This is a genomic window from Kribbella sp. NPDC051952, assembly GCF_040680855.1.
GTDB lineage: Bacteria > Actinomycetota > Actinomycetes > Propionibacteriales > Kribbellaceae > Kribbella.
Genome location: NZ_JBFAXQ010000001.1, coordinates 781,015 through 793,383 on the forward strand (window position 1 = coordinate 781,015; position 12,369 = coordinate 793,383).

A 12,369-nucleotide genomic window follows, 5' to 3' on the forward strand; every position below is an offset into this window, starting at 1 on the left:
TCTGTTCCTGCTGGGAGGCTCCTGTGTCGCTCTTCCGTCCCTTCATCGCGACCATCGGTGTAGGCGGTCTGCTCGCCGGTGCCGTCGTTGGTCCGGCTGTCGCCCAGCCGTCCACGCACCCGTCCACCGGGGCCATCCCGGACGCGGGGATCGCCGGCAACGGCGTACTCACGACGCGCGAGGACAGCCCGGTCGCGCCCGGCGTCAACTACACCTCGTTCGAGCGGCTCGATCCGAAGGGCTGGCAGCGCGGCGACATCCTCACCACCGATCTGGACAAGCACGGGGTGACGGTCGACTACGTCAACACCGGCAAGGTCTCCGGCGGTACGCCGCTCAGCCAGCAGCTGGCCCGCAAGGGCGCGATCGCCGGTGTCAACGGCGACTTCTTCGACATCAACGACACCACCGCGCCGCTCGGCGTCGGGATCGAGCGGAGCGGCCGGCTGATCAACGCCCCGGCCGCCGGCCACAACGACACCGCGGTGATCGGTAAGAACGGCCTGGGCTCGATCGCCCAGCTGTTCCTGCAAGGTACGGCGACCGACGACGACGCGACCAAGCTCGAGCTGACCAACCTCAACTCGCCGACCGTCAACACCGGCGGTATCGGCCTCTACACCCCGGAGTGGGGCGACGCGGCCCGGACCAGGACCGTGGACGGCCTACCGACCGTCCGCGAGGTGATCCTTCGCGACGGTGTGGTCGTCTCGTCCGCCACCACTCCGGCCACCACCCCGCTGGCCGCGAACGAGCAGGCGCTGATCGGCCGTGAGGCCGGCGCCGACGCGCTGACCGAGTTCGAGGTCGGCGACAAGGTCGAGGTGAAGTACGGCCTGCGCCCGGACGCGGCGAACGTCGCGGTCGGGATCAGCGGCAACTACCAGCTGGCGAAGGACGGCAAGGTCCCGGACGACGTACCGGACGCCGACCTCGCGCCGCGGACCGCGGTCGGGTTCGACGCCGACGGCAGCCGGATGATCCTGCTCACCGTCGACGGCCGGGCCACCGGTTCGCGTGGCCTGTCGCTGAAGGAGATGGGTCAGCTGATGATCGGCCTCGGGGCCGACGACGCACTGAACCTGGACGGCGGCGGCTCGTCGACGATGCTCGCCCGCTCCCCGGGTGAGGCGGCGCCGCAGGTCGTGAACGATCCCTCCGACGGCGGCGAACGACTGATCCCGAACGGTGTCGGTCTGCTCCCGGTGAAGGGATCCGGCAAGCTGAAGGGCTTCCGCGTCGAGGCCCTGGGTACGGCGGCCGACGATCCGGACACCGACCTCTCCCGCAGCTCCCGCGTCCTCACCGGTCTGAGCCGCGTCCTCACCGCCACCGGCCACGACGAGACCTACGCTCCGGCGACGGGTACGCCGTACTGGTACGGCGGAAGCAACGTCCGCGTCGACCAGCACGGTGTCGTGATCGGACGGAAGGCCGGCGACGCGGTGGTCACGGCAGCACGCGGTACGGCGAACGGAAGGTTCCCGATGACAGTCCTGGGTACGCCGACCCGATTGGCACCGTCGGCCCGGCAGGTGTCGCTCGCGGACTCGACCACCAAGGGCTTCTTCGAGATCGACGGGTACGACGCCGACGGGTTCTCAACCTGGATCGAGCCGCGGGACGTCAAGCTCACTTACGATCCCGCCGTCGTGAAGGTGGTTGCGCGCGGCAACGGCTTTGACGTCAACGTGCTGAGCAACGACGCGGTCTCGACCGTGATCACCGCCAAGGTCGGTGCCTTGAGCACCCAACTCAGCGTGACGGCCGGGCTGACCAGCACGGTCGTGGACGAGGTCGACGACCTGACCAAGTGGGCGGCGAACGCCGTACCGGTGGGAGCCGCGACGGCAACGCGGTCCGCGGCCGAAGGGCATGACGGCGGTCAGGCGATCGCGCTCGACTACTCGCTCACGGGCAGTACGGCGACGCGGGCGGCGTACCTGTCCCAGACTCCGCAGCAGACGCTGCCCGGCCAGCCGCAGAAGCTCGGCGCGTGGGTCTATGGCGACGGCAAGGGCGCGTGGTTGCGGGCGAACGCGTACGACGCGGCCGGCGGTACGGCGCAGACGCTGAACCTCGCGGCGACGGTCGACTGGACCGGCTGGAAGTACGTCGAGGCGGACATCCCACCCGGATTGACGATGCCGCTGCGGTTCTGGCGGATCTACGTCGTGGAGACCGTGCCGACCCGGCAGTACTCCGGCCGGATCATCATCGACGACCTGACCGTGCGCAGTGCGCCGCCGGTGACCGTGCAGCCGCCGGCCAAGGTGATCGACCCGATGGTGGTGACCGACGGGACGGTGACGGGCAGCGGCCGGTGGCGGTTCGCGGTGATGTCGGACGCGCAGTTCACCTCCGACGACCCGAACTCCGACTACGTCAAGCAGGCCCGGCGGACGATCCGCGAGGCGCTCGCGCAGAACCCGGACTTCCTGGTGATCAACGGCGACTTCGTCGACCGGGCGTTCGGTCCGGACATCGCGCTGGCCAAGCAGATCATCGACGAGGAGGTCGCGGGCAAGGTGCCGGTGCACTACGTACCGGGCAACCACGAGAGCTACGGGCCGGGCGACCTGTCCGAGTGGTCCAAGGTGTTCGGCTCGCCGACCAGCACGTTCGACCACAAGGGCACTCGGTTCATCCTGCGCGACTCGTCGCTCGGATCGCTGCGGGCCGGTGGATTCGACCAGATCCTCGACCTGCGCAAGCAGCTCGACGACGCGGCCACGAACAAGACGATCCGCAATGTCGTGGTGATGGCGCACCACCCGATCGACGACCCGTCGCCGACGCAGAACTCGCAGCTGGGTGACCGCAAGGAAGCGGCGATGATCGTCCAGTGGCTGGCCGATTTCCGGGCCTCGACCGGGAAGGGTGCGGCGTACATGGCGGCGCATGCCGGGACGTTCGCGGCGACCCGGACGGACGGCGTACTGCTGCCGCTGACCGGCAACTCGGGCAAGAGCCCGGCCGCTGCTCCGGACGCGGGTGGCTTCACGGGCTGGGCGCTGGTCGGGATCGACCCGAAGGCAACGGCGGCTCCGGCCGGCGAGCGTTCGTGGTCGGCGCCCGAGCGCTCCTGGTTCCAGGTCGAGCTGCGGCCGCACGTCGATTCCCTCGAGCTCACCGCACCGGCCACGCTCCACCGCGGTCAGACCGGTCCGGCGGCAGCCACCGTCGTCCAGGAGGACCGCCGGGTCCCGGTGACGTTCCCGGTCTCGTCCGACTGGTTCGGCTCGACCTCCCTCCACATCGGCCCGGCCCGAACCGCGCCGTTCTGGGCAGTCGCGTCGTACGACCCCGCCACCGGCCAGGTCACCGGCCTCCGCCCCGGCACCGCCCAACTGGGCGTCACGGTCAACGGAGTCTCCAAGACCACCACGATCAAGGTCGATTGGTAGCGTCCCGTCCGTGGATGAGCTGATGGTGCCGCGGCGGTTGGTGGCTGGGGATCGGGTTGCTGTGGTTGCGCCGTCGGGGCGGGTGGATGCGGAGCGGCTGGCGATCGGGGTCGAGCACCTGAAGGGCTGGGGCCTCGAGGTCTTCGTCATGCCGTCCGTTCTGGCTGGGCATGAGCGGTTGGCCTACCTGGCGGCGGAGGACAAGGCCCGGGCCGAGGACCTGCGGACGGCCTGGCTCGATCCGAGCGTCGCTGCGGTGTTCTGTGCGCGTGGTGGGTACGGCGTGCAGCGGATGCTCGAGTACGTCGACTTCGACGAGCTGACCGCCGTACCGAAGTGGTTCGTCGGATTCAGCGACATCACCGCACTGCACGAGCCGTTGAATGCACGCGGTCTGGTCACGATCCACGGGCCGATGGCGGCCGCGGTGGAGCAGCTGGGACAGCCCGACGGACGGGAGCGGCTGCGGGCCCTGCTGTTCGAGCCGGAGAGCGTCACCGACCTGCTTGCGGGCGGCCGGACCGTTGTCGACGGTGTCGCCGAGGGACGGCTGCGGGGTGGCAACCTGGCGTTGCTGGCGTCGAGCATCGGTACGCCGACGTACGCGCCGCCGGCGGGTGTCGTCGTACTGGAGGACGTGAACGAGGAGGGCTACCGGGTGGACCGGTTGCTCACCCACCTGCTGCGGTCCGGCTGGTTCGACCAGGTGACCGGAGTCGTGATCGGCGACTTCAGCTCGGAGGACGACCAGATCGACGACGTGATCCGGGAGCGGCTCGAACCACTCGGCGTACCGATGGTGGAGGGAGCGGCGATCGGGCATGAGGCGTTGAACCTCGCCGTACCGCTCGGACTGCCGGTCCGGCTGGACGCGACTGCGGCCACGCTCACCCCAAGTGGTTTCGCAGGAAGCTGAGCGCCTGGGGGTAGGCGTCGAGCTTGTTCTTCAGCTTGACCAGGCCGTGGCCCTCGTCCGGGTAGACCAGGAGCTGACAAGGTACGTCGCGCTTAGTGAGGGCCTCGGTGATCTGCTCGGCCTCTGACAACGGCACGCGCGGGTCGTTGGCGCCGTGGATGGCGAACAGCGGTGCCCGGATGTCGTCGACCCGGCTGAGTGGGCTCGCGGACTCGAGGAAGTCCCGGTCGGTGGCCAGATAGCCGTACTCACGTTCCCGCATGGCTCGCCGGTAGTCCGACGTGTTCTCCAGGAACGTGACCAGCGAGGCGATCCCGACGATGTCCACACCCGCGGCCCACAGGTCCGGCTGGAACGCGACTCCGGCCAGCACCATGTAGCCGCCGTACGAACCACCCCACAGCGCCGCGCGCCGTTGGTCGGCGCCGATCGACGGCAGCCAGGCGTGGATCGCCGCCAGGTCCCGCACCGAGTCGAGTCGCAGTTCGCGGTCGTCCAGGGAGTACCAACGCTTCCCGTAGCCCGCGGAGCCGCGGACGTTCGGTACGACGACGGTGTGGCCGTCGCTCGCGAGTGCCGAGATGACCGGGCTCCAGATCCGCATCGCGGCACCCTCCGGACCGCCGTGGACGTGCAGCACGGTCGAGCCCAGGCCCGGGCCGGTCGGACGGAACACGAACACCGGCACCTGCTCACCGTCGAACGACGGCACCCGCAGACTCTCCGGATGCGTGAGCTCCGCCGGCGGCTCTGGCTGGTCCGGTGCCCGCAGCTCCGCCACCTCGCCGGTCGCGGGGACGTACCGGTACAGCGTCGGCGGTGTGATCGGAGAGTTGTACGTGATCGCCGCGAACGACCCGTCGGGCGACCAGAGCGGGTTCGGCGTCATCATCGTCAGCGCGGCACAGCCACCCGCGGGCAGCTCCAGCGCTCCGATTACGGACGCGTCTGCCAGCCGGTGCAGCACCAGCGACACCTCGCCGTCCTCGAGCACACCGACCAACAGATGCTCGCCGTTCGGCGACGCCCATCCAGCCAGGTCCCGGTCGTCATCCACGAGTACGTCGCTCCACGCGGCGTCGGCGACGTCGTACTGACGCAGGGCCATCCGGTCGCGGCCCGCATTGGTCGACACCAGGAAGGCGGTGGAGTCGGGCAGCCAGGACACTGCGGTCTGGTCGTTGTGAGCGTCCGCCGGGGTGAGTTCGGTGATGGCCTGGGTGGCGGTGTCGACCAGCAGCAGCTGGATCGAGTTCGCCGGTGCGCTGGCCAGGGACAGCACGACCCAGCGGTCGTCCGGCGACGCGCTGACCCCCATCACCCAGCCGCCGGCGTCGTACAGCGCGGTCTCGTCGCCACTGGTCAGGTCACGGGCGACCAGGTCGAAGTCGACGCCGTTGCGCCGGTTCGTTGTGTAGAGGACCCGGTCGGGCTTCGTGTCGACCAGGTGGTGGACGTAGTCGAGGTCGTGGACGAGCGGTGTGAGCTTCGGCAGCCCGGGCTCGCCAAGGTCCAGCACCGACAGCTGACCGCGTTCGTTCCCGCCGCTGTCGTGCTCGACGACCACCTGGCGGCTGCCCGGGACGAACCGCGCACCGCGGCAGGTGTCACCCAGGTCGGTGAGCGGTCGCCAGGTCCCGTCCGGTGCGATCTCGTTGACCTGGCGCACGCCGGTGCCGTCGTACAGGACGAGCAGCCGACCCTCCTCGTTCACGTCGAGAGCCATCGTGGAGGGCAGCGAGAACAGTGTCGTCAGCACCGCTCAATCCTTCCACGGGACCTGTCGCCGGGGGCGGACTCGCGATCCGCCCCCGGTGACAGCTAGCGATCTCCGTGCCAGGAGTGCCACAGGGCCGCGTAGGGGCCCTCAGCACCGACCAGTTCGTCGTGGCCGCCGAGTTCGACGATCTTGCCGTCCTCGACCACCGCGATCACGTCTGCGTCGTGGGCGGTGTGCAACCGGTGCGCGATCGCCACAACCGTCCGGCCCGCCAGTACGCCGGCCAACGACCGCTCCAGGTGCCGGGCGGCGCGCGGGTCCATCAACGAGGTCGCCTCGTCCAGGACCAGCGTGTGCGGGTCCGCCAGCACCAGTCGCGCCAGGGCGACCTGCTGGGCCTGGGCCGGGGTCAGTGAGATCCCACCGGATCCCACCTCGGTGTCGAGCCCGTTGTCGAAACCAGCGACCCACCCGTCCGCGTCGACCGAGCGCAGTGCTGCCCACAGGTCCGCATCGGTAGCTTCCGACCGGGCCAGCCGCAGGTTGTCCCGGACACTGCCCACGAACACGTGGTGCTCCTGGTTGACCAGGGCAACGTGACTGCGGACCTGCTCGGCTGACATCCGGTCGAGGGCCGCACCACCCAGGGTGATGTCACCGACCCGCGGCGAGTAGATGCCGGCCAGCAACCGGCCCAGGGTCGATTTCCCTGCTCCAGAAGGGCCAACGAGTGCAACCCGGGCACCTGGCTGCACAGTCAGCGTGACCCCGTGCAGCACGTCCCGTCCTTCCAGGTAGCCGAACCGTACGTCGTCAGCCAGCACGGTCCGGCCGTCCGGCTCGTCCTCGCTGGCGGTAGCGGCCTCCTCGACCTCACGGACACCGACGAGCCGCGCCAGTGACACCTGCGCCACCTGCAACTCGTCGTACCAGCGGATCATCATGTTGACCGGCTCGACCAGCATCTGGATGTACAGCGCACCCGTGGTGAGCGCGCCGACCGTGATCCAGCCCTGGATGGCGAAACCGCCACCGAGGACCAGCACGGCCGCCAGAGCGACCGTGTGGGTCATGTTGATCACCGGGAACAGGATCATCCGCAGGTACAGCGTGTACCGCTCCCACGCGACCCACTGGCCGATCCGGGTGTCACCCAGCTTGATCCGGCGGTCGCCGAGCCGGTGCGACTCAACGGTCCGGCCCGCGTCGACGGTCTCGGCCAGTCCAGAGGCCACCGCGGCGTACCCGGCGGCTTCCGACCGGTACGCCGATGGCGCGCGGCGGAAGTACCAGCGGCCACCGATGATCAGGATCGGCGTTGCGATCACCACGGCGATCGCGAGCTCGGGCGCGGTCACGATCAACGCACCGATCAGCAGCCCGGCCCAGATCACCGCGATGGTCAGCTGGGGTACGGCGTCCCGCATGGCGTGCGAGAGCCGGTCGACGTCGGTGGTGATCCGGGACAGCAGGTCACCGGTCCCGGCGCGCTCCAGCACACCCGGCGGCAGTCCGACCGCGCGGACCAGGAAGTCCTCCCGCAGGTCGGCGAGCATCTCCTCGCCGAGCACCGCACCGCGCAGTCGCGTCATCCGGACGAACACCGTCTGCACCGCGAGCGCACAGACGAAGCCGATCACGACGGACGGCAGCTGCACGTCGGTGCGGCCCTGGGACAGCTTCTCCACCACGTTGCCGAGCAGCCAGGGCCCGACCATGCCGCTCAGCGCCGCCACCGCGTTCACCAGGGTCAACCAAGCGAACGCGCGGCGGTGCCGGCGGAACAGCGTCTTCAGGTAGGCGCGCACGGTCGTGCTGCCTGCCACCGGCAAGCGGGCCGCTTCCTGCGGCGCTGCCGGGTCGTACTCAGGGCGCTTCACAGCGACTCCTCGAGAGTTGGCTCTTCTTCACGGGTCACGACCGCGCGGTAGTGCGGGTTGTTGTGCACCAGGTCGTGATGGGTGCCAACGGCAACGACTCGGCCGTCCGGCACGAACACGACCCGCTCCGCGCGGTCCAGCATCAGCGGGCTGGAGGTGAACACCACAGTGGTCCGGCCGGCCCGCAGCAACCGCAGACCGTCGGCGATCCGGGCCTCGGTGTGCGCGTCGACCGCACTGGTCGGCTCGTCCAGGACCAGCACCGGCGGGTCGACGTACAGCGAACGGGCCAAGGCCACCCGCTGCCGCTGCCCACCGGACAGGGACCGTCCCCGCTCGGTCAGCACGGCCTGCATCGCGTCCGTCCCACCCGCGGGCAGCGTCTGCCGCAGCACGTCGAGGATGTCCGCACACTGCGCTGCGTCGAGTGCCGTCTCCGGAGAGACGTCACCACTGGCCGGTACGTCGAACAGCTCGCGCACCGTCCCCGACAACAGCACCGGGTCCTTGTCCTGCACCAGTACGACGGTCCGCGCGGAGTCCAACGGGAGATCGTCCAGCGCGACCCCGTCGAGCAGCACGGACGCCTCGTCGCCCTCGGCACTCGGACTGTGACCACCCAGCCGGTCGGCCAGCCGGCCACCCGCATCCGGGTCACCGGTGACGACCGCGGTGAAGCTGCCGGTCGGAACGTGCAGACCGGACAGCGGGTCCAGCAGGTTACCGTTGGGCAGCTGCGCCGCACCGGTGCCCTTGGTCTCGTCGGTCCGCTGCAACGACAGCACGCGCGCGGCCCGGCGAGCAGACACCTTCGAGAAGATGAACGCGCTCGCCGTCTCCTCGAACGTCTGCAGCGGCACCAGCATGAACGTGATGAACCCGTACGTCGTGACGAGCTCGCCGACCGAGATCCGGCCGGACAGCACCAGCCGGACGCCCAGCCAGACAACGACCACCAGGAACACACCGAACATCAGCACCTGGAGCGCCGCGATCAGCGACCACATCCGGGCGCTACGGACCGCACTCGCGCGGTACTCCTGCGAGGCCGCGCGGTAGCGGTCCAGGAACAGCTGCTCACCACCGATGCCACGCAGCACGCGCAGACCGGCGACGGTGTCGGCCGCCAGCTCGGTGGCCCGGCCGCCCTTGGCCCGCTGCGCGTCGGCGCGACGCTCGGCCGGACCCATCAGCGGCACGATCGAGAACGCGAGCACCGGTACGGCGATGGCGACGACCAGACCGAGCTGCGGCTCGTAGAACATCAGCCCGATCACGACGGCGAAGCAGGTCAGCAGTGCGGCCGCGAACCGGCCGAGCACCTCGACGAACCAGCCGATCTTCTCGACGTCGCCGCTGCTCACCGCGACCACCTCGCCGGCGGCGATCCGGCGGGTGAGCAGCGAGCCGAGCTCCGCGGCCTTGCGGAAGAGCAGTTGCTGCAGGCGGGCCGCCGTACCGATCCAGTTGGTCACGACGGCGCGGTGGAAGTACGAGTCGGCGCCGGCCTTGGCCGCGCCGAACGCGAGTAGCAGGACGCCGGACAGGATCAGCTTCGGCCAGGACTTGTCGATCACGGCCTGGACGGCGAGACCGACGGCGACCGGAGCGGCGGCGATCCCGCCGAAGAAGAGCATCCCCCAGAAGATCGCGACAGCTTGGCCGCGCAGCTGCTGATGCTCCAGCCAGAGGATGAGTCGGAGACCGGAACGGGTGTCGGGCACACCCGGATCGGCGAAGGGGACAAGGCGCAAAGACATGACGTCTCACAAGAGGCGTAGAAGGGGTGAAGAGGGGCACCTGACCAGGCGAATACATCAAGCCTAGGCGGCCCCGCCGACAGTCCGTCAAGCCGTTTTAGACCGGTAGTACAGTCTTCAAGCAGACGATTGAGGACAGCACCGAAGGAGCCGGGTGGATCAGCTGACGCGGGGGCGGCGGTTGCTGGTTCTGGGCATCTGCTGCTCCAGCCTGTTCATCGTCGGGCTCGACTCGACGATCGTGAACCTGGCGCTGCCGGCGATCCGGTCCGAGCTCGGGGCGTCGGTGTCCAAGCTGCAGTGGACGATCGACGCCTACACGCTGGTCCTGGCCAGCCTGTTGATGGTGTCCGGGTCGACCGCGGACCGGGTCGGTCGGCGGCGGACGTTCCAGGCCGGGCTGGTGTTGTTCGGGATCGGGTCGCTGCTGTGTGGCGTCGCGCCGACGATCGACCTGCTGATCGTGTTCCGGATGCTGCAGGCGATCGGTGGGTCGATGCTGAACCCGGTCGCCATGTCGATCATCACCAATACGTTCACCAATCCCCGTGAGCGCGCACAGGCGATCGGGGTCTGGGGCGGCGTGGTCGGGCTGAGCATGGCGGTCGGCCCGGTCGTCGGTGGTGCGCTGGTCGACACGGTCGGGTGGCGGTCCATTTTCTGGATCAACGTGCCGGTGACGCTGGCCGCCGTACTGATGACCGCGTTGTTCGTGCCGGAGTCGCGGGCCGCGATCCCGCGGCGGATCGACCCGGTCGGGCAGGTGCTCGTCGTACTGCTGCTCGGTGGACTGACGTACGGGATCATCGAGGGCCGGTCGGCCGGGTGGGGCTCGCCGCTGATCATCGGGTGCTTCGTGCTGTTCGCCGGGGCGCTGGTGTCGCTGGTGCTGTACGAGCGGCAACGAGACGAGCCACTCCTTGAGCCACGGTTCTTCCGCAGTGCGCCGTTCTCAGGGGCCACGCTGATTGCGGTGTGTGGGTTCTCGGCGTTGTCGGGGTTCCTGTTTCTGAATTCGCTGTACCTGCAGTCGGTGCGTGGTTTCACTGCGTTGCACGCGGGCCTGCTGACGTTGCCGATGGCCGCGATGACGGTGGTGTTTGCGCCGATCTCGGGCTGGCTGGTCGGGCATCGCGGACCACGCCTGCCGCTGGTCGTTGCGGGGAGCATGCTCACCGTCGCAGGGCTCGTACTGTCGCGCTTGGACAACTCCACGTCCACCGTGATGCTGCTGATCGGCTATCTGGTCTTCGGGCTCGGTTTCGGCATGCTGAACGCCCCCATCACCAACGCCGCGGTCTCCGGGATGCCCCGCGCCCAGGCCGGCGTCGCAGCCGCCATCGCCTCCACCAGTCGCCAGGTCGGCGCGTCCCTTGGCGTCGCAATCGCCGGCACCGTCCTGACCGCCCGCCTGGTCGGGCCTTTGGAGACAGGCTTCGTCGCTGCGGCCCGCCTGTGCTGGTTCATCATCGCGGGCTGTGGCGTACTGGTCCTGACCCTTGGTCTCATCACGACCGGCGCTTGGGCCCGCCGTACCGCCTCACAGCTCCGTGATGCCGGCGCGGCCGAGAGCTTTTAGGCGGCCGCGGAGGATCTTCTGGCGGCGTTCCTCGTCGGGGAAGAGGTCGATGTACGCCGTGCCTCTCGCGGCCAGCAGGTCGTCGTCGAGACGTCGTACGTCGCCGGCCGGGAAGCGGTGAGTCATCGCGGCCTGGACGGCGGAGCTGTCGATACCGGCCAGGAGCTCGGTGAGCTGCTCCTCGGTGGTGATATCGAGGCGGGCGAGGACGCCGAGGATCCAGGTGTAGTGGTTGGTCTTGGCGTGCGGCGCGTCCGGGTAGCGGCGGGTCAGGTACGTCGTGAGGGTCGGCGTGGTGAGGTCCCGCGGGGTCTTGTCCGGCTCGGCGGCCGCGAGCTCACGGTAGAGACGGTCGATCTCGGTGAACTCGTTGTCGGCCAGTTCCATCAACGCGGCCGCGAGCAGGAACCGCCGGTCGAACTCCGGCTTGCGGTCCGGCGGGATGTCCAGCTTGTACCGGATGTCGTGCTCGAACTCCGCCCACGCGTGCTGGACCGCCGTCCGGACCTGGATCTCCATCGTGAGGTTCTTCAGTACGGCGTACTCCGGAAGCTCGCGGCGGTGGGAGTTGAGCCGGACCAGGTAGTGCTTGCTCGCGTACCCGAAGACGCCCTGCGCGCGGGTGTGCGCGCCCATGTCGGTGTGCTCGACGATGTCGAACTCGGCCTCGATCACCTCGCAGACCCGGTCCACGGCCTCGACCAGGAACGTGATCACCCGGGCCGCGACCAGGTCGGTGATCTGGTTCAACGGGTCGTCGTACTTCGGTTTGCCGGGGTCGTCGGGGTTCGGCTTGGCCGCCTTCGCGAGGAACGACTCCGGGTCCTTGGCCCGGGCGGTCGCACTCAGGTAGTTGATGCCTTCCTCTTCGCCGATCAGCTCATCGATCAGCGCCTCCAGCTTGCGGGCACCGCCGACGTACTGCTGATGCACGCGCTCGTACAACGCGCCGGCCTGCACAGCCCAGTCCACCCGCATGGCGGAACCATAGTGCGCTAGCGCTCGCTCGTGGTGTCTATCGTTTTCTACTGTTTTCACTAGAAAGATGTAGACACCACTCGCGACACGCTCTCGCGGTGGCTAGGTCAATCTAAGGAAAACGCTAGA

At 69.1% G+C, this 12,369-nt stretch carries 7 protein-coding genes; 3 read left to right on the forward strand and 4 right to left on the reverse strand.

Annotated features, from left to right (window positions below):
• Positions 1-23: 23 nt before the first annotated feature.
• Both AB0L70_RS03850 and AB0L70_RS03855 read left to right on the forward strand, forming a co-directional pair.
• A complete protein-coding gene (locus AB0L70_RS03850) occupies positions 24-3,407 on the forward strand; it encodes a phosphodiester glycosidase family protein (protein WP_363679611.1) in 3,384 nt (1,127 codons plus the stop codon).
• A gap of 10 nt (positions 3,408-3,417) precedes the next feature.
• A complete protein-coding gene (locus tag AB0L70_RS03855; RefSeq protein WP_363679613.1) occupies positions 3,418-4,323 on the forward strand; it encodes an LD-carboxypeptidase in 906 nt (301 codons plus the stop codon).
• Here AB0L70_RS03855 and AB0L70_RS03860 read toward each other — a convergent pair.
• The 3 genes from AB0L70_RS03860 to AB0L70_RS03870 form a co-directional block, all read right to left on the reverse strand.
• Positions 4,295-6,082, reverse strand: coding sequence for an alpha/beta fold hydrolase (locus tag AB0L70_RS03860; protein ID WP_363679615.1), 1,788 nt, complete (start codon positions 6,080-6,082; stop codon positions 4,295-4,297). The genes AB0L70_RS03855 and AB0L70_RS03860 overlap by 29 nt on opposite strands.
• Before the next feature lie 62 nt (positions 6,083-6,144).
• The gene (locus tag AB0L70_RS03865) at positions 6,145-7,923 is read right to left on the reverse strand and encodes an ABC transporter ATP-binding protein (RefSeq protein WP_363679617.1); all 1,779 of its coding nucleotides are present in this window, start codon (positions 7,921-7,923) and stop codon (positions 6,145-6,147) included.
• Positions 7,920-9,683: an ABC transporter ATP-binding protein gene (locus AB0L70_RS03870; protein ID WP_363679619.1), complete on the reverse strand. Its 1,764-nt coding sequence runs from the start codon at positions 9,681-9,683 to the stop codon at positions 7,920-7,922. Before AB0L70_RS03870 ends, AB0L70_RS03865 begins: the two co-directional genes overlap by 4 nt.
• A gap of 154 nt (positions 9,684-9,837) precedes the next feature.
• On the opposite strand from AB0L70_RS03870, the gene AB0L70_RS03875 reads away from it, so the two are divergent.
• Complete coding sequence (locus AB0L70_RS03875) at positions 9,838-11,262, forward strand: MFS transporter (protein ID WP_363679621.1); 1,425 nt, start codon at positions 9,838-9,840, stop codon at positions 11,260-11,262.
• On the opposite strand, the gene AB0L70_RS03880 is transcribed toward AB0L70_RS03875, so the two are convergent.
• Positions 11,224-12,240 carry a (p)ppGpp synthetase gene (locus AB0L70_RS03880; protein ID WP_363679623.1) on the reverse strand — a complete coding sequence of 339 codons (1,017 nt, stop codon included), beginning with the start codon at positions 12,238-12,240 and terminating at the stop codon, positions 11,224-11,226. The genes AB0L70_RS03875 and AB0L70_RS03880 overlap by 39 nt on opposite strands.
• Positions 12,241-12,369 lie beyond the last annotated feature (129 nt).